At 38.3% G+C, this 22602-nt stretch carries 20 protein-coding genes; 9 read left to right on the forward strand and 11 right to left on the reverse strand.

Translation table 11 applies throughout. From position 1 onward, the window contains the following. Positions 1–510 precede the first annotated feature (510 nt). A complete protein-coding gene (gene purL / locus D7029_RS13020; protein ID WP_194950875.1) occupies positions 511–4401 on the reverse strand; it encodes a phosphoribosylformylglycinamidine synthase in 3891 nt (1296 codons plus the stop codon). Positions 4402–4665: 264 nt separating this feature from the next. Here purL and mltF point away from each other — a divergent pair, with 264 nt between their 5' ends. The 6 genes from mltF (at position 4666) to D7029_RS13050 (ending at position 12602) form a co-directional block, all read left to right on the forward strand. Further along, positions 4666–6138: a membrane-bound lytic murein transglycosylase MltF gene (mltF, locus tag D7029_RS13025; protein ID WP_194950876.1), complete on the forward strand. Its 1473-nt coding sequence runs from the start codon at positions 4666–4668 to the stop codon at positions 6136–6138. 811 nt (positions 6139–6949) lie between these two features. Then, on the forward strand, positions 6950–7498 hold the full coding sequence (locus D7029_RS13030; protein ID WP_075670446.1) for a fimbrial protein: 549 nt from the start codon (positions 6950–6952) through the stop codon (positions 7496–7498). 178 nt (positions 7499–7676) lie between these two features. Continuing rightward, the gene (locus D7029_RS13035) at positions 7677–10163 is read left to right on the forward strand and encodes a fimbria/pilus outer membrane usher protein (protein WP_194950877.1); all 2487 of its coding nucleotides are present in this window, start codon (positions 7677–7679) and stop codon (positions 10161–10163) included. Between the two features lie 30 nt (positions 10164–10193). After that, positions 10194–10958, forward strand: coding sequence for a molecular chaperone (locus tag D7029_RS13040; protein WP_109392980.1), 765 nt, complete (start codon positions 10194–10196; stop codon positions 10956–10958). Between the two features lie 25 nt (positions 10959–10983). Beyond that, a complete protein-coding gene (locus D7029_RS13045) occupies positions 10984–12054 on the forward strand; it encodes a fimbrial protein (protein ID WP_194950878.1) in 1071 nt (356 codons plus the stop codon). Further along, positions 12054–12602: a fimbrial protein gene (locus D7029_RS13050; RefSeq protein ID WP_194950879.1), complete on the forward strand. Its 549-nt coding sequence runs from the start codon at positions 12054–12056 to the stop codon at positions 12600–12602. Before D7029_RS13045 ends, D7029_RS13050 begins: the two co-directional genes overlap by 1 nt. 7 nt (positions 12603–12609) lie before the next feature. Here the strand turns inward: D7029_RS13050 and tadA are convergent, their stop codons facing one another. After that, entirely contained in the window at positions 12610–13140 is a 531-nt protein-coding gene (gene tadA / locus D7029_RS13055; protein WP_088495037.1) for a tRNA adenosine(34) deaminase TadA, read from the reverse strand. 107 nt (positions 13141–13247) lie between these two features. Beyond that, the gene (locus D7029_RS13060) at positions 13248–13883 is read right to left on the reverse strand and encodes a LysE family translocator (RefSeq protein ID WP_098942283.1); all 636 of its coding nucleotides are present in this window, start codon (positions 13881–13883) and stop codon (positions 13248–13250) included. 273 nt (positions 13884–14156) lie between these two features. On the opposite strand from D7029_RS13060, the gene D7029_RS13065 reads away from it, so the two are divergent. The 3 genes from D7029_RS13065 (at position 14157) to D7029_RS13075 (ending at position 15290) form a co-directional block, all read left to right on the forward strand. After that, complete coding sequence (locus tag D7029_RS13065; RefSeq protein ID WP_088495035.1) at positions 14157–14474, forward strand: type II toxin-antitoxin system RelE/ParE family toxin; 318 nt, start codon at positions 14157–14159, stop codon at positions 14472–14474. Positions 14475–14477: 3 nt separating this feature from the next. Continuing rightward, positions 14478–14786, forward strand: a complete 309-nt coding sequence (locus D7029_RS13070) for an addiction module antidote protein (RefSeq protein ID WP_194950880.1) — start codon at positions 14478–14480, stop codon at positions 14784–14786. A gap of 243 nt (positions 14787–15029) precedes the next feature. Then, the gene (locus tag D7029_RS13075; protein ID WP_075673672.1) at positions 15030–15290 is read left to right on the forward strand and encodes a YfhL family 4Fe-4S dicluster ferredoxin; all 261 of its coding nucleotides are present in this window, start codon (positions 15030–15032) and stop codon (positions 15288–15290) included. 40 nt (positions 15291–15330) lie between these two features. Here the strand turns inward: D7029_RS13075 and acpS are convergent, their stop codons facing one another. From acpS to rseC, 8 genes are all read right to left on the reverse strand, one after another. Beyond that, the gene (acpS, locus tag D7029_RS13080; protein ID WP_069367826.1) at positions 15331–15711 is read right to left on the reverse strand and encodes a holo-ACP synthase; all 381 of its coding nucleotides are present in this window, start codon (positions 15709–15711) and stop codon (positions 15331–15333) included. Further along, positions 15711–16442 carry a pyridoxine 5'-phosphate synthase gene (gene pdxJ / locus D7029_RS13085; protein WP_194950881.1) on the reverse strand — a complete coding sequence of 244 codons (732 nt, stop codon included), beginning with the start codon at positions 16440–16442 and terminating at the stop codon, positions 15711–15713. Before pdxJ ends, acpS begins: the two co-directional genes overlap by 1 nt. A 69-nt stretch (positions 16443–16511) precedes the next feature. Beyond that, positions 16512–17252, reverse strand: coding sequence for a DNA repair protein RecO (gene recO, locus D7029_RS13090; protein ID WP_088495032.1), 741 nt, complete (start codon positions 17250–17252; stop codon positions 16512–16514). Positions 17253–17261: 9 nt separating this feature from the next. After that, complete coding sequence (era, locus tag D7029_RS13095; RefSeq protein WP_023581601.1) at positions 17262–18170, reverse strand: GTPase Era; 909 nt, start codon at positions 18168–18170, stop codon at positions 17262–17264. Next, positions 18167–18847, reverse strand: a complete 681-nt coding sequence (gene rnc, locus D7029_RS13100) for a ribonuclease III (RefSeq protein ID WP_069367822.1) — start codon at positions 18845–18847, stop codon at positions 18167–18169. The genes era and rnc overlap by 4 nt, the downstream gene beginning before the upstream one ends. A 195-nt stretch (positions 18848–19042) precedes the next feature. Beyond that, on the reverse strand, positions 19043–20014 hold the full coding sequence (gene lepB / locus D7029_RS13105) for a signal peptidase I (RefSeq protein ID WP_194950882.1): 972 nt from the start codon (positions 20012–20014) through the stop codon (positions 19043–19045). A gap of 14 nt (positions 20015–20028) precedes the next feature. Further along, positions 20029–21825, reverse strand: a complete 1797-nt coding sequence (gene lepA / locus D7029_RS13110; protein ID WP_088495030.1) for a translation elongation factor 4 — start codon at positions 21823–21825, stop codon at positions 20029–20031. A 301-nt stretch (positions 21826–22126) separates the two neighbouring features. Further along, positions 22127–22591: a SoxR-reducing system protein RseC gene (rseC, locus tag D7029_RS13115; RefSeq protein ID WP_023581597.1), complete on the reverse strand. Its 465-nt coding sequence runs from the start codon at positions 22589–22591 to the stop codon at positions 22127–22129. Between the last annotated feature and the right edge of the window lie 11 nt (positions 22592–22602).

The following is a 22602-nucleotide window of genomic DNA, read 5'->3' on the forward strand; positions in this document are numbered from 1 at the left end:
TAAAAGAGAATGAAGGTGGTGCCTCACTCCACGTGTCGCCCTGTGTTTGATAAGGTCCGAAGACGAGTATCATGATGTTGGACGGTAGGCACCTTACTCTGGCGTCATTCCTGGCTTATGTGGTATGTTCCCACCCATATTGTGGACCGACATAAAAAGTTGAATGAGCAACTGATTTATATAATGCACAAGCCGTGCCAACTTTCAAAAAATAAATATAACCAATTGAAAAACAACTAAAAATAAAAACACACCTCTAATATTTCATTTATAACTCTTTTTTATCTAGTTATAAAACAACTAAGCTGTCTCCATATCCAGACAGAGTTACCCTAAATTTAATAATTACTTATATTTCAACCAATTAAATGTCGCCAAAAAGAGACACCAAAAACAATGAGTGTCGTCGTTTTTACACAACAAAAAATAATCCTTTTATTATCAATAAAATAAAGCCTCTAGCAATGTAGAGGCTTTATGTATTTATCACTAAGATAATTTTACATTTGATTAATCAAATTGTTTTCTTGCATTGCGGAATAAACGCATCCAAGGGCTATCTTCACCCCAGTTATCGGGATGCCAAGAATTACTAACCGTTCTAAACACACGTTCTGGGTGAGGCATCATAATAGTTGAACGGCCATCTTTTGTAGTGACCGCTGTGATCCCTTTTACAGAGCCATTAGGATTTAATGGATATTGTTCTGTTGGATTACCGTAGTGATCCACAAAACGTAATCCCACTAAATTTTGAGCCTCTAATTGCGCTAATTGTTCAGCATTACGGAATTCAGCGAAACCTTCACCATGAGAAACAGCGATAGGCATTTGTGAACCCGCCATACCTTGTAATAACAATGATGGGCTTTCTGTCACTTTCACTAAACTAAAGCGCGCTTCAAAACGCTCAGAACGGTTGCGAACAAAACGAGGCCATAAATCTGCCCCCGGAATAAGCTCTGATAATGTTGACATCATTTGGCAACCATTACAGACACCAAGAGATAAGGTATCTTGGCGCTCAAAGAATTGAGCAAACTCATCACGTAAGCGAGAATTAAATAAAATAGATTTCGCCCAACCTTCGCCAGCACCTAATACGTCACCGTAAGAGAATCCACCGCAAGCCACCAACACATCAAAATCACTCAGTGAACGTCGAGCAGAATGCAAATCGCTCATATGAACGTCGATAGCATCAAAACCAGCTCTGTCAAAAGCAGCTGCCATTTCAACATGAGAGTTAACACCTTGCTCTCTTAATACTGCAATTCGAGGGCGACTTCCTGTTGCAATATAAGGGGCTGCAATATCTTCATTTGGATCAAAGGTTAAATTCACATTTAAACCCGGATCGTTGAGATCTTGTTTTGCCTGATGCTCTTCATCTGCACACTCTGGATTATCACGTAAGCGTTGCATTTGCCATGTTGTTTCTGCCCACCAAAGACGCAATGTGCTGCGCTTTTCATTGTAAACTTCGGTTTCACGGCTTTGGATAATAATGGCATCATTTTCTGTTGCTTGACCTAAATAGTGTAAACAATCCGATAAGCCACATTCAGCAAATAATGCTTCTACAACCTCTTGATGTTCAGCACTAATTTGGATCACACCGCCTAGCTCTTCATTAAAGAGTCCCGCTAGAATATCTTCATCATAAGCACTGATATCGACATGTAAGCCACAATGGCCTGTAAATGCCATTTCAGCGAGTGTGACAAATAATCCACCATCAGAACGATCGTGATAAGCCAACAATTTGCCATCATTGACTAATTGTTGCATCACATTGAAGAACTGTTTCAACTGCTCAACATCACGAAGATCTGCCGCTTTTTGGCCTAATTGACGATAAACTTGTGCTAGTGCCGTTGCACCTAATGCGTTATGACCATTGCCCAAATCAATCAAATACAAGCGGTTTCCTGCTTGTGTTGATAATTCAGGTGTCACTGTTTTACGCACATCTTCAACACGAGAGAATGCCGTAATAACTAAAGACAACGGAGAAGTAACCTCTTTGGTTTTCCCATCTTTATCTTGCCAGCGTGTCTTCATTGACATCGAATCTTTGCCCACAGGAATAGTAATGCCTAACTCTGGGCATAATTCTTCACCAATGGCTTTTACTGCGTCATATAAACCCGCATCTTCACCCGGATGACCTGCTGCTGACATCCAGTTAGCCGAAAGCTTAATACGATTAAGCGCTTCTACATCACAACCTGCCATGTTCGTTAGTGCTTCACCGACAGCCATACGTGCAGATGCTGCAAAATCTAACAGTGCAATCGGTGCTCGTTCACCAATAGACATCGCTTCGCCATAATAGCTATCTAATGTTGCTGTGGTAACAGCACAGTTAGCAACAGGAATTTGCCAAGGCCCAACCATCTGATCACGCGCAACCATACCCGTTACAGTACGGTCACCAATAGTAATTAAGAAGGTTTTTTCAGCAACGGCAGGTAAATGAAGAACACGATAAACGGCATCTTTTAAATCAATATCTTTACGAGAGAGATACTCACCTTCTGTTTTCAGTGATTTTACATCACGCAACATTTTAGGTGCTTTACCTAATAATATGTCTAATGGCATATCAATCGGTTTATTATCAAAGTGTGTATCGTTTAATACTAATTCACGCTCTTGCGTTGCTTCACCAATCACGGCATAAGGCGCTCTTTCACGCTGACATAACGCATCAAATAGAGGCATTTTTTCTGGCGATACCGCTAGCACATAACGTTCTTGAGACTCATTACACCAGATCTCAAGTGGGCTCATACCCGGTTCATCATTAAGAACATCACGTAATTCAAAACGACCACCACGACCGCCATCATTGACTAGTTCAGGCATTGCATTAGAAAGACCACCAGCACCAACGTCATGAATAAATAAGATCGGGTTATCGTCACCTAATTGCCAACAGCGGTCGATAACTTCTTGGCAACGGCGTTCCATTTCTGGGTTATCACGCTGAACAGAGGCAAAATCTAAATCCGCATCTGATTGACCGGATGTCATAGAAGAAGCAGCACCCCCACCAAGACCGATATTCATTGAAGGTCCGCCAAGTACAATCAACTTAGCACCAACTGTGATTTCACCTTTTTGTACGTGATCTTCACGAATATTACCAATACCACCTGCTAGCATTATGGGTTTATGGTAACCGCGAATTTCAACACCATTGTGGCTATTAACTTGTTCTTCATAGGTTCTGAAATAGCCTAGTAATGCAGGGCGACCAAATTCATTATTAAATGCTGCACCACCTAATGGACCTTCAGTCATGATGTCTAATGCATTAACAATGCGCTCTGGCTTACCAAAATCTTCTTCCCAAGGCTGCTCAAACCCAGGAATACGTAGGTTAGAAACTGAAAATCCTACTAAACCCGCTTTAGGTTTTGCACCACGTCCAGTTGCACCTTCATCGCGAATTTCACCACCAGAACCCGTTGCCGCTCCCGGCCAAGGTGAAATAGCCGTTGGGTGGTTGTGTGTTTCTACTTTCATCAAGATATGTACAGGTTCTTGATGATAGTGATAATGCCCTTTTTCTGTATCAGGATAAAAACGTCCCGCCACAGAGCCTTCCATTACCGCTGCATTATCTTTATAAGCTGACATGACATAGTCAGGCGTTTGCTCAAACGTATTTTTAATCATTTTAAATAATGATTTATCTTGAGCCTTACCATCGATAATCCAATCAGCATTAAATATTTTGTGTCGGCAGTGTTCAGAGTTAGCTTGTGCAAACATGTAAAGCTCAACATCTGTTGGATTACGTTGTAAGCGGTTAAATGCATCGACTAAGTAATCAACTTCATCGTCTGCAAGTGCTAACCCCATTTCGATATTCGCTTTTACTAATGCATCTTTGCCTTTTGCAAGCACATCAATAGTTTTTAGTGGTGCCGGAGTTTGCTCGGCAAAAAGTGCATTTACATCTTGATAATTGAAGAAGATGGTTTCCATCATTCGATCATGAATAAAACCATAAAGTTGTTGCCACTGAATATCTGTCATCGTACCGCATTCAATAAAGTAGGCGATACCACGTTCAATTCTAACAACCTTGGCTAAACCACAGTTATGTACAATATCTGTCGCTTTAGAAGACCAAGGTGAAATTGTTCCCGGGCGAGGCGTAACAACTCGCATTTCCCCAACAGGCTCATGTTCTGTTAATGAAGGCCCATAATGCAGTAGTTGACGTAATTTAATTTGATCATCTTCTGATAACTGCCCTTCCACTTTCGCGAAATGGACAAATTCCGCGTATATACCTTGTACAGGAAGATCATTTTCCTGACATAGAGTGAGTAATTTATTGATACGAAATGCGGATAAAGCGGGGGAGCCACGCAGGATTTCCATAGTATTGAGTTCTCTCTTTTAGCAGCTAGCCTGATCAGTCATTCAGGGGAAACGCGCCTAGTATAATAGAATAACCGCTCAGACGAAACCGTTTGCGTGAACAAAATAACGGCATTTAACTTAGAGTGTTTTAATGATTAATTGGTGTAATCAAGTTGCGTCTTGCCAATATGTTAAGCAAAATGCTCGATTACTGGAAATTTATCCATGTTAAAATGACGATTTTACACACAACAATAAACAACGTTAACGAGAACCAACCTATTGAATAATATAAGGATAAACTATTTCGTTATCGTTATCATAGCGCTCTTTTCAGCGGCTATTATCGCGTTGAATATTACATGGCCGGATAGGCAAAAAGCGCAGATAAATAAGATTTTATCTCGTGGTGAGTTAAGAATTAGTACGATACCTTCACCATTGATAACGATGAACGATAAAAAGGACCCCGTAGGTTTCGATTATGAATTAGTGAAACGCTTTGCAGATTACCTAGGCGTGAAACTTGTCGTTAATATGCGGACAAATATCAACCAAATGTTTGATGATTTGGAGAATAATAAAGCTGACTTTATCGCTGCCGGATTACTTTACAATAAAGAGAGATTAGAAACGACACGCAGTGGCCCTGCTTACTTTTCAGTTTCTCAACAGCTTATTTATCGTAAAGGGACATTAAGACCACGTAGCTTTGATGCGTTAGATGGGCGTCTTGTTGTCACTGCTGGCTCTGCTCATGCAAGCTTATTGCGAACACTAAAAGAGACGCAATATCCCGAACTTGAATGGGAAGAATCAGATAATCAGACAACCTCACAACTACTAGAAGCCTTATCGGAAGGTAAAATAACCTATGTATTAGCAGACTCAATCAGTGTTGCTGTACAACAGCGCATTCATCCTAATGTTGCTGTAGGATTTGAAGTCACTGAAAGTCGTCCACTAACATGGTATCTGCCAGATGGTGAAGATAATAGCTTATATGCAGCGATGCTCGATTACTTTAATCAATTATCTCAAGAAGATGTATTAGCAAGACTTGAAGAAAAGTATTTTGGCCATGTAGGTACGTTTGATTACTTCGATACTATCTCTTTTATTACAGCGATAGATTCTATTTTGCCAAATTATCAGCCTCTTTTTGAAAAGTATGCAGATACCTTCGATTGGCGCTTATTGGCAGCGATGGCATGGCAAGAATCACATTGGGATCCTCATGCTACATCACCAACGGGTGTTAGAGGGTTGATGATGTTAACTCGCCCTACTGCATCAAGTATGGGTGTTACTGACAGGCTTGATCCTGAAGAAAGTGTTCGAGGAGGAGCGCAATATCTTAAACATCTTCTTTCGCGCTTACCCGATTCTATCCCTGAAGATGAAAGAATTTGGTTTGCATTAGCAGCATATAATATGGGATTTGGCCATATGCTTGATGCCAGAAGGCTTACTGAGCAACAAAATGCCGATCCTGACAGTTGGCTAGATGTAAAATCAAGATTACCTCTACTTAGCCAAAAGAAATATTATGCTGACCTCCCTTACGGCTATGCCAGAGGCCATGAGGCTTATCGCTACGTTGAAAACATTCGACGATATCAGCTCAGCCTTGTCGGTTACCTTCAAGCCAAAGAGAGCAAAAATAAAATATTATCTAAAGATAAAGAGAGTGATAACGATGAAGAACAAGAAAGATCATCATTGTCATTAACTCAAGATATGGCTTATCAATAATTTTTGATATTAAAAACAGTCTATTAAACAACATAGCCTCTTTTACAGAGGCTTATTTATTTCCCTTCTACTATTCAATAATCATTCCAACCATTAAAAGCAATCCCTAAATTAATATTTTCTTAATATTAAAAATTGTTACATTTTTTCATCCCATTTTTTACCCAAAATAGGAAAAATACATGTGTTAAAAAATGTAACACTCATTAGTTAAAACACTCAGCTAATGAGTAAATTGTATTTAAAATGATCCAATTAGTCATTTTAAGACTATCAGAATAAGCGAAATATAAGAAAAAATTAACTTAAATACGTAGGAATTATCTCATTAGTTATTATTCATTTTATGATTATTATTTTCTGAGAAACTTTTTTTGCAACAAAAATTAACCTAAACATGCTTTTATTAACATCTAACCTATTGAATTATATATATTATGATAATCTATAATTGATTTCATTAATTTTCTTAACTGAATGTTAATAACATTACTTTTCGTAAAGTTAAAACAATGTTAATTATATTGTCTATTAAATTTATCTGCCTGATAAACTTTTTCACCCATAAACTGAGTAATAAAAAGAATAAATCTATACAAAACTCTATTAATATGGAATAGGCAAGATTAAATATGAAAATTGAGTAAATCAACAAAACGTTATATCAAATAGAACGTCTTTGTTGATATCATATAAACCAGTCATTATTCGAAACAACTCGAAATATAATGCAAATCAATTTTTATATTCCGACATTAATATTATTTTTCTATAAATAATAATACGCACGATCTTCAAGGGATTATCTATAATGAAACTGAGTAAAATTGCTTTAGCTGCTGCTTTAGTATTTGGTATTAATTCTGTTGCAACTGCTGAAACTCCTGCACCAAAAGTTGGCGCAACTAAAGGCGAAATTCAATTAAAAGGTGAAATTGTTAATTCAGCTTGTGGATTAGCAGCTTCTTCAAGTCCTGTTATTGTTGATTTCAGTGAAATTCCAACTTCTGCATTAGCAAATATGCAGAAAGCAGGTAACGTTAAAAAAGATATCGAATTACAAGACTGTGATACTACCGTAGCAAAAACAGCTACTGTTAGCTATACACCAAGCGTTGTTAATGCAACAAATAAAGACTTAGCATCTTTCGTATCTGGCTCAGCTTCTGGCGCAGGTATTGGCTTAATGGATGCTGGCAGCAAGTCAGTAAAATGGAACACAGCAACAACACCTGTACAATTAGTTAATGGTGTTTCTAAGATCCCATTCGTTGCTTACGTTCAAGCTGAATCAGCAGACGCTACTGTAACTCCAGGTGAATTCCAAGCCGTTATCAACTTCCAAGTTGATTATCAGTAATCGTTTTATTTATTTAAATTAATTAAATAATAGATTAATTACTGCATTAACGCAGAGGGCTTCCTCTGCGTTAAATTTGATAAAACACTTCAATTTAATAAGAATAAAATAAAAAGTAATTAAATAAATATTCATTATTTAATTAGTTTTTATTTAATTAATAATTAGGCGTTTATTCATGTTAATTTCTTTTTTTCACAGCACAATATGGAAAAACATTTGTGCCATTTTGCTATTGTGCTTAGCGTTTTTCGCTCAAGCCGAGCAAGATGATTCTGTGGAATTTAACATTCACATGCTAGATGCCGAAGACAGAGATAATGTCGATTTATCTCGTTTTGCAACTTCTAATTACATTATTCCGGGTATGTACTACTTAGATATCCGTATAAATGGCCGTGACTTTCCTCGCCAAAACATTAATTATGTTGAAGTGAAACCTAATTACTCTATCGCTTGTATTGACCCTACTCTTCTAAAAAAGTTAACAGTTAACGAAGAAAATCAAAAATTTATCGAAGAAATCTCGCCAGAATGTTTCGATATTAGTCAATTGCCGGGTATCTCTATCAAAAATGATGGCGGTATCCTTGATATTGTTATGCCTCGCTCATTAATGAAATATGAAGATACAGATTGGACACCACCTGAATTATGGGATCCGGGTGTATCTGGGTTATTAGTTGACTATACCTTGACAGGTACATCAACTCGCCCGAATAAAGGCAATAATAACAACTCATTGACAGGTTATGGACAAGCTGGAATTAACGTTGGTGAATGGCGACTACGTGCCGAATATCAAGGAAACTATTCATCTGAATATTCATCAAATAATAGCTTTGATTGGAATCAGATTTACGCTTATAAACCATTACCTAACCAAGCAGCAAAACTAACGCTGGGTGAAACTTATTTAAACTCTCAAGTTTTTGATAGCTTTCGTTTTACAGGTGCCAATATACAAAGTGATGAAAGAATGTTGCCTCCTTCTTTGCAAGGTTATGCACCTGAAATCCACGGTATCGCAAACACCAATGCCAAAGTGACTGTAACGCAAAATGGCCGCTTAATTTATGAAACCACAGTACCTGCGGGTCCTTTTGCTATTAAACATTTACAAGACACAGTACAAGGTCAATTAAATGTTAGAGTCGAAGAGCAAAACGGTAAGGTAAATGAATTCCAAGTACAGACCGCCAACCTACCTTATATGACTCGTCCTGGCTCTGTGCGTTATAACACATCAATGGGTCAGTCATCGCTCAACAACCATAAAATGCAAGGCCCTGTTTTTTATCAAGGTGATTTTTCATGGGGTATGAACAACACATGGTCACTGTATGGTGGGGTTTTATTGACAGCTAAAGATTACAATGCGTGGTCATTAGGTTTAGGTCACGATATGGGTCGTTTGGGTACACTCTCAGGTGATATTACTCAGTCTTATAGCAAAACTTATGATAATGAAAATATCAACGGGATGTCATTCAAACTGAACTACGCTAAAACATTCGATGAATACCATAGTACGATTACTTTTGCGGGCTACCGTTTTTCAGAGAAAACATTCCGATCTTTCTCTCAATATATAGATGAGCGTTATAACGATATTAATAACAATGGTTATGAAAAAGAGATGTATACCATTACAGGTAACAAAACTTTTTGGGCTGATGATATTGAAAAATCGACAACACTTTACCTCTCTTATCGACACCAAAACTATTGGGATAAAAATACACAAGAACAATATGGTGCTACGGTAAGCCGTAATTTTTCTATTATGGGTATAGAGCAGATTAATACTAACTTATCTGCATTCCGTACTCAGTATAAGGGAAATACTGATGATAGTATTTCTTTCAACATTTCAGTGCCATTAGGAAGCGGCAAAAGCATTGGTTATAGCTTGCAAGACAGTAACGGTAAAGTGAACCAAATGGCCTCTTATTCTGATAATAGCAATTATAATAATCTATGGCGTGTCCGTGCAGGTTTAAGCTCAGACAATAAAGCCAATACTGATGGTTATTATCAACACCGTTCGCAATATGCAGAAATTAACGCCAATGCAAGCTATCAACAAGATAATTACGTTGCAGTAGGCGCAACAGTTAAAGGTGGATTTACTGCGACACGCCATGGTGCTGCATTACATAGTAGTAGCATGACATCAAGTACTGCCCGCATGATGGTTGATACTGATGGTGTTGCAGGTGTGCCATTTAATAACCAAAGTACGACTACAAATCTATTTGGTATTGGGGTATTAACTGACTTAACTAGTTATAACAATGTTGATGCTCGTATTGATGTTGATAAAATGGATTCAGATATTGAAACACACAAAGCCATTACTTCTGCAACATTAACTGAAGGTGCGATTGGCTACTATAAATTCCCTGTTCGCCAAGGTGAGCGCTTAATGGCTATCTTACAAACTGTCGATCAAAAATATCCGCCATTTGGTGCCGAAGTCACCAATAAAAACGGTGAAAATATGGGAATGGTGATGGAAGATGGTTTAGTTTATATCGCCGGTGTTAACCTTAATGAATCATTAAACGTGATCTGGGGTGGTAAAACCCAGTGTACGATTACAATTCCAGCCGCAATTAACGATCCTCTAAAACGTGAATTGTTATTATGTCAGGGATTTTAATGAACAAAATGAATTACTAGAGATAATTGTATGAACTCATTCAACACACTCAAAACGCTTTTTTGTGGCTCATTAATTGCACTCAGCATAGTGAGTACAACTCAAGCGGGCGTGTCATTAGATAGAACTCGTATTGTATTAACGGGCAACGAGAATTCAGCTAGTGTAAATCTAAAGAACACTAGCCCTGACATTCCTTTTTTAGCTCAGTCATGGGTTGAAAATGAACACGGACAAAAAATTGCCTCTCCTTTAGTGGCATTGCCACCTTTACAGCGTCTTGATGGCGACCAAAAAGGGGTTGTCAGAATAACCAAAACAGCAGAAGTTGGACTTTTACCACAAGATAGAGAATCACTATTCTATTTAAATGTGCGTGAAATTCCACCAGCACCAAAACAAGCTAACGTGTTACAAATGGCAATGCAGTCTCGCATTAAATTATTCTACCGCCCAACTGCCATTATTCCTGAAAAGCCGGGTATGATTTGGCAAGATCAGTTAGTGTTTAAAAAGCAAGGTAATCAATTTATTGCTGAAAACCCAACACCTTACTACATCACTATTATTGGGCTTTCTAATAAATTGAATGGTGAAGATAGCGATAAGTTAACCACATTCCCTGGTTTAATGGTTGCTCCTAAATCATCTTTGGAAATTCCAGTTAAAACCAATGGCGTCAATCAATTTTACATGATGTATGTAAATGACTACGGTGGACACCCAGAATTAAAATTTGTTTGCCAACAAAATAGCTGTACAGCGGCACCGAAAGAACAACAACCAAAATATTAATTAACTTGACGCCAGTAGGAATAAAATGAAATTAACAACAGCAAATTTTTATTTCAATACGCTAAAATTACTTTTTACTGGCGCAATGTTATGTACTCCAATTGTTGCTTCTGCATACATTCATGGTGAGGTTCGTACCGTTGGCGGCCCTAATATCTTTAGAGTTGAGTTAAATAACGCAACATTTCCTAATAACAGACCAGGTGAAACTGCCAGAGTAAATTTTTCTTTACCTGATAGATATTTAGCAACAGTTTATTGCCCTAAAGATCCCTTAGTTCCTAATTCTCGCACTTATTATATGGCGAATTCTGACCTACGCTATTTAGGTAATAATTACTATGAACTTAATGAATACGTCGATGTTCAGATCAAGTTTTCTATTTGGGGCCCTGATTCTCTTCCTACAGTTCCTTTTATTGAAAAGCCTAATAATCGAAATGGGCAACAAGGCTGTCGCGTTCCTGAATCACCAAAACCCAATATGTCATCAGGAAGTAGCGGTGTATTAGTATTTCGTCTAAAAAAACCGATTATTAATGGGGTTTCATTAACAGGGCAAGCTGTAGCGCAAATGTATGCCCGTGTAGGTAATGGCTTATATCAAGAGTATGGCCCTGAACCAATTTCAAAATTAGTGATTAGCTCAGGAATACTGACCACTGAAGATAAATGCACATTTAATAATGGCTCTCCAATTACCTTTGATTTTGGCAATGTCGGTAATACTTCTGACTATTTGAATGGTCAAAACTACAAGATCACGCGCAATATTCCAATAAAATGTGAAGGTGGTAGTTTTACTAATCCTAACAGTCGAATTATGTTTAAAATTCAAACAGGAAGTTCTGGTGTTGCCAGCTTTAACCCTAATTACCTTGGTACAACAGGACCTGTAGATAGAACAAATTTAGGTATTGTTTTAAGAGACAAATCAGGAACGATTGTGCCACCTAATCAATATTTTTCTGTCGGGAAGCTGAATAATTTTAAAGGTAATTGGGAAGTTACTGCTGCTCCTATTGCAAAGGCAGGGAGCAAAATTACAGAAGGTGAGTTTTCAGCACATGCCACCTTAGTGGCGGAGTTTATGTAATGGAAAATCCAATAATAAAATCGGCGATTTCTCTTTTATTATTACTTTCACCTTCTGCCTTTGCTGTGACAGAGCTTATTGGCGGCGATATGGAATTTAAAGGTGTTGTTGTTGCACATGGTTGTACCATTGTTGCTGGTGATGAAAATAAGGTAATTGATTTTAAGCAGATATCTGCCAAAGATCTCTATACCTTTCAAAAAAGTGAACCCGTTGCTTTTAGTATTAGTTTAGAAAATTGTAGTCAGGATATTTATAAAAGTGTCACAATCACGCTAGATGGGAAAGAGCATCCTACAATGCCCAATCACCTTGCTGTCGTCGGCAATGGATCTGAAGATCCTAAAAGTATCGGGATTGTATTTACTGATGTGCAACGCAATGTGATCCAATTAAAAAAGCCGAGCTCAACTCGACTTCTTAATAATAAACGTATTCAATTTAATTTTATGACGTATGTTGAGGCATCACCCTCTGCACTAAAAAATCAAACTTTGCTAACAGGCCCTTTCCAAGCCCAAGCAACATATACCCTTAATTATCAGTAAATAAATATTATTCTTTTATTGCTGGTTCAGTATTGATTATGGCTGGACTGGCTTTTTGCTTTTTAAGCTGTTTCTTTTCAGCCCTTCTCATTTTAAAAAACTGACTTAAAAGCTGTGAGCACTCTTCACCTAATACACCTGAAGTTATCTCAACTTTATGGTTCATTCCGGGATGCTGTAAGATATCAATAAATGAACCTGCCGCACCTGTTTTTAAATCTGAGGCACCATAAACCACCCGTTTTACCCGACTATGCACAATTGCTCCGGCACACATCACACAAGGTTCAAGGGTAATATAAAGAGTCGCATCAAGTAGGCGATAATTTTGTAAATGCTTTCCCCCTTTGCGTAATGCCATAATCTCTGCGTGTGCAGTGGGATCGTTATCGATAATTGAATGATTCCATCCTTTAGCAATGATTTTATTATCAACGACTAAAACTGCGCCGACTGGTATTTCACCGATTTCTTGTGCTTTTTGCGCTTGCTCAATCGCTTTATGCATCCAATAAATATCATCTTTAACTTTATTCACAAGGATATCTCTTCATTATCATATAGCGGGATATTGTACCCTGTTTTCTATTGATAACTAAAGAAATTGTCTTGAATTGTTTATGACAAAGATAGCAAGATGAAACTTTAGTTTACGCGCGCTTCAGTAGCTAATTTGACGGCTAAAGCGCCTAAGATTGTTGCCATAAACCAACGTTGAACCAATGCCCAACGAGGCCTTTGCATAAAGAACCCAGCAATAGAGCCTGCGGCAATAACAATCAATGCATTTACCGCAATGCTAATAATAATTTGGATACTACCTAACACTAGTGATTGATTTAAAACACTGCCATTTTGAAGGCTAATAAATTGAGGTAACAGTGATAAGTACATTAATGCGATTTTAGGATTGAGTAGGTTAGTGATAAAGCCCATGACAAAGAGCTTTGTTGTATTGCCTGAAAGTAATTTTTTGGGATGAAAGATAGAACGCCCACCGGGCTTAATAGATTGCCAAGCGATATAAAAAAGGTAAATAGCACCACAAATTTTTAATGTATCGTAAGCATAAGGCACAGCCATAAAAATAGCTGTAATACCAAATGCAGCTAATAACATATAAAAAATATAGCCAACAGCCACACCGATTAATGAAATAAATCCGGCCTTTTTCCCTTGAGAGATTGAGCGTGAAATCAGGTAAATCATATTAGGGCCCGGTGTTAGCACCAAACCCAAGGACAAAAGCGCAAATGTCCACATATTGAACAGTGTTGGCATAGTATACCCCTTATTTATTGCATTATTTAACATCAATAACAGAGTGTTAGGTGTGCGGAATACCACAAAAAATACTATTTTTTGTTATTCATTTTCGTTTTTGTTTTTGTTTTTGTTTTTGTTTTTGTTTTTGTTTTTGTTTTTGTTTTTGTTTTTGTTTTTGTTTTTCTATTTAGATAGTTTTGCTTTAAATATATATTACTGATATATTTTAGTAGCTTATAAGCTACAAAAATAGTTGTGTTGACGTAGCTTATAAGCTACATTTTGCCAATGAAAACTATCAAACATTATCTAACAATAGATGGCAAAGACTTATATGCCGACTACTTCAGAAAGATACGTGATCCTGTTGCTAAAGCCAAAATTGCATCGAGAGTAAATAGAATGGCAAGTGCGTGTTTTGGTGATCATAAACCTTGTCGTGAAAGCATTTGGGAGCTACGAATTGATCAAGGTGTGGGTTATCGCGTCTACTATAGTTTAATCAATGGCGAAATTATATTGCTACTTCTAGCAGGAGATAAACGAACTCAGGATGCTGACATCAATAAAGCCATCCTATGTCTAAAAGATTATTTAAAGAGGTAGATTATGCCAAAATCTCGTTTACACGATGACGCAATGATTGAGCTTTTGCGTGAAGATCCTAGTTTTGCAAAAGCATATTTACACCAAGCCTTCCTTGATATTGATGAAGATGGTGGGCAAGAAGCTTTTCTTATGGCATTACGCCATGTCGTAGAAGCTCGGGGCGGTATGGCAAAAATTGCCAAAAAAGCAGGAGTATCTAGAGAAACGCTTTATCGAACATTATCACCAACAGGAAACCCAACATTAAAAACATTGCGAAATGTTATTAGTGCAACTGGCTTTCATTTCTCTTCATTAGCAAGTATTTAATATTTTATTTATACATTCTAATAAACCATTTGAGCGATGCCACTTTAGGAAATTCCCTATAAATGGTAACCTTACTCCCCCCTTACTTAGTGCCTATTAAGCAAAAAGATTGGGGTAATATTCCTATTTGAATGATAAAACACTACTTTATCGGATATAGCGACACAAAACTGATAGATGGTAACATATAAGTGCAAGATATAAGTTACTGAAATTTAATAATTTATATATTAAGTGACTGATATGGCTTTACTAATTACGAAGAAATGCATCAATTGCGATATGTGTGAACCAGAGTGTCCAAATGATGCGATTTCAATGGGGGATGAAATTTATGAAATTAATCCTGATCTTTGCACTGAATGTGTAGGACATTACGATAAACCAACTTGCCAATCGGTTTGTCCGATTACTAACACGATCATCACTGATCCTGCTCATACTGAATCTCAAGATGAATTATGGGAAAAATTTGTGTTGATCCATCACGCAGATAAGATCTAAACCTTAATCGATGATTTTGTGGGTGATAAATCTAAGAGAGCTATTTTTCTAAAATAACTGTCGCACAAGCATAACGCTGTTCATCAGCAAGTGTTACGTGAATAGAGTTTATCCCCGCTTTCTCTGCCATCTCTTTGGCAACCGCTAAAAAATGCAAGGTGGGTTTGCCTAACTCATCATTACGCACTTCAAAATGGTTGAAAGCTAATCCTAAACGTATACCTGTTCCTAATGCTTTTGCCGCCGCCTCTTTTACTGCAAATCGCTTAGCTAAAAAACGTATTGGCTGTTTATGGGATTGATAAATTTCCCATTCAGTATCAGTAAGAATGCGACGAGCAAGGCGTTCACCAGAACGCCCTATAATATCTTCGATACGTGATATCTCGACGATATCCATACCTAAACCAACAATAGCCATTAGCGACGCGCTTCTCGCATTAAGCGTTTCATTTCTTCAACCGCTGGCGCTAATCCACTAAATACGGCTCTACCAATAATAGCGTGACCAATATTCAGTTCATACAGTTCAGGTAATGCCGCAATACGTTGTACGTTGTGATAATGCAGACCATGTCCTGCATTCACTTTTAAACCTTTAGATGCAGCATAAGTGACTGCATCACGAATACGGACAAACTCTTTTTCTTGAGCCATTTCATCTTCAGCGTCAGCATAAGCGCCAGTGTGGATCTCAATAAAAGGCGCACCAACACGGTCGGCTGCGTTAATTTGCTCATGGTCAGGATCAATAAATAGAGAAACTTTGATACCTGCTAAAGATAAGCGTTTAATTGCATCAGCAACTTTTTCTTCATTGCCAACAACGTCTAAACCACCTTCTGTTGTCACTTCTTGGCGTTTTTCAGGTACTAAACAGCAAAAATCAGGCTGAGTTTGACAAGCGATCTCGATCATCTCTTCAGTAACTGCCATTTCCAGATTTAATCTTGTCTGAACCGTTTGGCTTATCAGCATTAAATCGCGATCAGTGATATGACGTCTATCTTCACGTAAATGGATAGTTATACCATCAGCACCAGCTTGTTCTGCAATGAAAGCCGCTTGAACAGGATCGGGATAAGTTGTGCCACGGGCATTACGAAGGGTGGCGATATGGTCAATATTAACGCCAAGTAGAATATCAGACATGCTCTTCTCCTGAAAAATAACGTTGCATTACCTTAGTTTACACATTCCATAGAGAAGAAAAAGACAATATTACTGTTCTACCATCAATGCTCTTTTCTTTGGGGCTTTTTTAATGGCAAATTGTCTAAAAAGTTCTCTACTTTTTAATGGTTTTCCGCCTAAATAGGGCTTCAATGCCATTCGAGTAAATCTTTTTGCCGCTTTTAATGTTTCAACAGTAGGAAATTCGCGACTGGCTAAGGATTTTAATTCAAATCCAGTAAAACTATTATGATCAACCACTAAACTCGCAATAAAACCTTTTTCTTCTCGATAACGATAGGTCATCGAATCTGAAACTGGCTCTCCACTTCCCGCACAATGCAGAAAATCTAAACCATAACCCAGTTGTGTTAATAGCGCGAGTTCAAAGCGTCTCAGTGCAGCTTCAGGTGTAGTATCGCTAGCAGCAAGAATTTGCAAACAGGAAAGGTATTCAAAAAAAAGTACACTATAAGAAGTACCATTTTCTAAAACGCGAGATAATAACTCATTGAGATACAAGCCACTGTAGAGTACAGAGCCTGTCAGTGGTAATGCTAAAGAGATAGGTTCAGCATCACGAAGTGTTTTAACTTCTCCTCGCCCACTCCAACGAATGAGCAAAGGAGTAAAAGGTTGAAGTGCCCCTTTTAAGGGTGAACGACGGCCTCGTGCACCTTTTGACAATATGCGTACCCGCCCTTCGTTTTCAGTGAAAAAATCGAGTAACAAACTCGTTTCACTGTAAGGTCGAGCATGGATAACAAATGCACGTTGCCAGCCATCCACTTCAGTTACCTACTTTAAATCGTCCACATAGCCAAGGCTACGTAAAGCACGTTCATCATCAGCCCAACCCGCTTTGACTTTCACCCAAAGTTCTAAGTGAACTTTGTTTTCAAATAAGTCTTCCATATCCATACGGGCTTCGGTACCAATTTTCTTGATTTTCGCACCTTTATTACCAATAACCATTTTCTTCTGGCCTTCACGCTCAACCAGAATTAATCCGTGGATATCATAACCACCACGCTCATTGGTAACGAATTGTTCGATTTCAACAGTGACAGAATAAGGTAATTCTTCACCTAAAAAGCGCATCAATTTTTCACGAATAATTTCTGACGCCATAAAACGCTGAGAGCGATCAGTAATATAATCTTCAGGGAAATGATGAGTCGCTTCTGGTAAACATTTACGTACGATTTTCGCAATCGTATCAATATTCATGTCTTTTTCAGCACTGATTGGTACTACATCAAGAAAATCCATTTGTTGGCTTAAAAAGCCAATGTGTGGAAGTAACTTGGTTTTATCAGTCACGTTATCCACTTTATTAATTGCTAATAAAACAGGGCAACGTAATGATTTTAATTTATTTAATACCATTTCGTCATCAGGCGTCCAGTTGGTGCCTTCAACAACGAAAATAACCAGTTCAACATCACCAATTGAACTACTTGCTGCGCGGTTCATCAGTCTGTTGATGGCTCGCTTTTCTTCAATATGCAAGCCCGGTGTATCCACATAAATTGCTTGGTAAGCACCATCTGTATCAATACCCATGATACGGTGACGCGTAGTCTGCGGTTTACGTGATGTAATAGAAACTTTCTGCCCCAGTAATTGGTTCAGTAGTGTTGATTTTCCCACATTTGGGCGACCGACTATCGCAATAAATCCGCAATAGGTTTGTTCTTCGCTCATTCAAGCTCCAGTTGTATTAATGCCTGTTCAGCAGCGGCCTGTTCAGCTTTACGACGGCTTGTACCCATCCCTTTGACAGGTTGTTCGATACCGCTTATCTGACAATGGATCGTAAACTCTTGATCATGGGCTTCGCCACGAACCTGTACCACAATATAAGAAGGTAATGGTAAATGACGGCCTTGCAGATACTCTTGCAAACGAGTTTTAGGATCTTTTTGCTTATCGCCCGGGCTGATTTCAGCCAAACGATTCTCATACCAATTTAAAATAATTTTTTCGATATTTTGAATATCACTATCGAGGAAAATGGCACCAATTAAAGCTTCCACCGTATCCGCTAAAATTGATTCACGACGAAAACCGCCGCTTTTTAATTCTCCTGGCCCTAAACGTAGACATTCGCCGAGTTCAAATTCACGCGCTAATTCAGCGAGTGTATTTCCACGAACAAGCGTTGCTCTCATTCGGCTCATATCACCTTCATCAACACGAGGAAAGCGATGATAAAGTGCGTTAGCAATCACATAACTTAGAATTGAATCACCTAAAAATTCTAAACGTTCATTATGTTTACTGCTGGCACTACGATGCGTTAAAGCCTGTAGTAATAATTCATTTTGCGTAAAAGTATAGCCCAGTTTCTTTTGTAACTGGTTTACTAATAAAGTATTCATGTGCGATCAATTTCCATAACTTAATTTGAAGCACACGCAACAAATCTGTTTAAGACAACGAGAAATTATCGAGTTGGATAACAGAACTGTTGCGTTTGCACTGACTCCTGTCAATAACAGGAGCCAATCATATTTAAAGAAGCGACATATTCTACACTTAGATAAGAAGGAATGCTGTCGCTATTTTGTTAATTATTACTTAATGCCACCGATGCGGCTAAAACGAACACCTGTTGGCCATTCATTCTCTACTTTTTCAAAGCTCATCCAGATCGTTGTCGCTTTACCGACTAAGTTCTTCTCTGGAACAAAGCCCCAGAAGCGACTATCAGAGCTACCGTCTCGATTGTCACCCATCATAAAGTAATGACCTTCAGGAACAATCCACGTACCGACAGGTAATCCGGGTTGAATAAACTCTGGCATCGTCATATCACCGGGTATTGTCATAATACGGTGAGAGACTTTATCAATCGTTTCTACCCTTTCTTCTTCACGTAATTGAGTTGCTGTTGAAATAGGCTCCTCAATTGGAATAGATTTCATACCATTAATACGCTGACCACCCGGTACATTTTGTAATGACAACGTCCATTCACTTGGGTAAGCTGTACCATAAGTTACTGAAATTTCTTCATTACAAATGGCTTTATCACAATTTGGATAGACATGAAGTTTTTTCGACATCATATCATAAACAATTTTATCGCCCGGTAATCCAATAACACGTTTAATAAAATCAGTAGAAGGATCACGAGGATATTTAAATACTGCGATATCGCCTCGTTTTGGCTTCCCTGTATTAATTAACGTTGTCTGTGTAATTGGATCTTTTAATCCATAAGCAAACTTTTCAACCAAGATAAAATCGCCAACCAACAAGGTTGGCATCATGGAGCGAGAAGGTATTTGAAACGGCTCATACACAAATGAACGCAGAATCAAAACAATAATCAAGACTGGGAATAAAGAGCCTAATGTCTCCGCCCAACTTGGTTTATTAATTGATTTTGCTAACTCTTGCTGATCCTCGGTCCCTTGCGTCATCTCTTGAAGACGCTTTAGTTTTGCTTTTCGGGCTGGCTTGAGTTTAAAGCGCTCAATTCCCCAAAAAACTCCCGTTATTAGCGTTGCCAGCGTTAGGATCAAGGCAAACGTGTTAGCCATGTTTTCTCCTTAAATTATTTATCTTTACCAACATGAAGGATGGCTAAAAACGCTTCTTGTGGTAGCTCTACGTTACCAATTTGCTTCATACGTTTTTTACCATCTTTCTGTTTCTGTAACAGTTTCTTCTTACGGCTAACGTCACCGCCATAACATTTGGCTAATACGTTTTTACGTAACTGTTTAACAGTTGAACGAGCAATAATATGGTTACCAATTGCCGCTTGGATGGCGATATCAAACTGTTGACGTGGAATAAACTCTTTCATTTTTTCCACCAACTCACGACCACGATAAGGTGCATTATCGTTATGTGTAATCAATGCTAAAGCATCAACGCGATCACCATTAATCAAGACATCTACACGTACCATGTTAGAGCCTTGGAAGCGGATAAAGTTATAGTCTAAAGAAGCATAACCGCGTGATGTTGATTTTAAACGGTCAAAGAAATCTAATACCACTTCAGCCATCGGAATTTCATAAGTCAATGAAACCTGATTACCATGATAGACCATATTGGTTTGAACACCGCGTTTTTCGATACATAAAGTAATGACATTACCTAAGTATTCTTGCGGTAATAACATATGACATTCAGCAATAGGCTCTCTGATTTCTTCAATGTTATTCAGCGGTGGTAATTTAGACGGACTATCCACTAGTACAATATCACCGTTAGTCATTTCAACTTCATAAACTACGGTTGGAGCGGTTGTAATCAGGTCAAGGTCATATTCACGTTCTAAACGTTCTTGAATGATCTCCATGTGCAGAAGACCCAAGAAACCACAACGGAAACCAAAACCTAACGCGGTTGAGCTTTCTGGCTCATAGAATAATGAAGCGTCATTCAGACTTAATTTACCTAATGCATCACGGAATGATTCATAGTCGTCAGAGCTAATTGGGAATAGACCTGCATAAACCTGTGGCTTAACTTTTTTAAAGCCCGGTAATGGTTTATCTGCTGGTTTTTGTGCTGCTGTTAAGGTATCCCCAACAGGCGCACCTAAAATATCTTTAATACCACAAACAACCCAGCCTACTTCGCCACAATTTAATGATGTCGTATCAATTTGTTTTGGTGTAAAAATACCAATACGATCAATGTTATAAATCTGACCAGTGCTCATTACCTTGATTTTATCGCCTTTGCTGACTTTACCGTTTTTAACACGGATCAGTGAAACAACACCAAGGTAGTTATCAAACCAAGAGTCAATAATCAGAGCTTGTAATGGAGCGTCTGCATCACCTTCAGGTGCTGGAATTTCTTTAACAAGGCGTTCGATAACTTCTTTAACACCAATACCTGTTTTTGCAGAACAACGCACTGCATCTGTAGCGTCGATCCCTACAATGTCTTCAATCTCTTCAGCAACACGCTCAGGCTCTGCTGCTGGTAAATCTATTTTATTTAAAACAGGAACGACGGTGAGATCCATATCCATCGCTGTATAGCAGTTTGCTAATGTTTGCGCTTCAACCCCTTGCCCAGCATCTACGACCAATAAGGCGCCTTCACACGCAGCGAGTGAACGAGATACTTCATAAGAGAAGTCAACGTGTCCTGGGGTATCGATAAAGTTAAGCTGATAAACTTCACCGTCATCAGCGGTGTAATTCAAGGTTACGCTTTGCGCTTTGATTGTAATACCACGTTCACGCTCAAGATCCATAGAATCAAGAACCTGCGCAGCCATTTCACGATCTGATAAGCCACCACAAATTTGAATAATTCGATCTGATAACGTCGATTTACCGTGGTCAATATGTGCGATAATGGAAAAGTTACGTATGTTTTTCATTCTGAAATTATTTTTCTCTATTGCTTTGCTCTATAAATCTGGCTTTGGAGTCATTCATGGACACAAAGCGAAAACTCTATATTGCAGGAGTTATTATTGATGACGCATTCTACACACTAGAGACATTATACTCAAAGAAACGTTCATCAAACACAAACATTTATGCTAAGACTTGCATTTATTTGTAATTTTTTGCGGGTAATTTCCAGATATAGAAACGTGTTAATTTAAGATAGATATTATTACAAAAGCAGCATGATAAAAATAATGGGGCAAATGCCCCATCTCTTTAATCAACTCATTATTCTTGAAATTGAACTTTAAGTTCATGAGGTGGAAGCCCTATTTGCAATACAATAGGTTCAAAACCTTCATCTTTGCTCCACCAAGTCGCTACTTTTTTGGCAAATAAAAAACCAAGAGCGCCGCCCACAAGCCCACTGCAAAAAATAGCAAATTCACTCGAAAACCAAAGGCTCGCAATGCCAGCAACGATAAATAAGCCAATAAGTGGTGTTAAATACACCAACATTGCAGAAAGAAGTAGATTATTTTCAGGTATACCCACTTCCACTTTTTGCCCTTCAACTAAAGGTTGTGCAACGGGAAGTTCAAGTTGATGAACTGTCTCTGGCCCTATTTTATTCAATAAATAAGAGCCACAGGCAGCGCGAGCTTGGCAACTACCACAGCCAGAAGAAGAGCCGTAGCGTAATAACGCACGTCCTTCATGCCAATGTATAACTGTTGCCCACTCTTTAACCATAACTTATACCC

This window comes from Proteus vulgaris (genome assembly GCF_016647575.1).
GTDB lineage: Bacteria > Pseudomonadota > Gammaproteobacteria > Enterobacterales > Enterobacteriaceae > Proteus > Proteus mirabilis_B.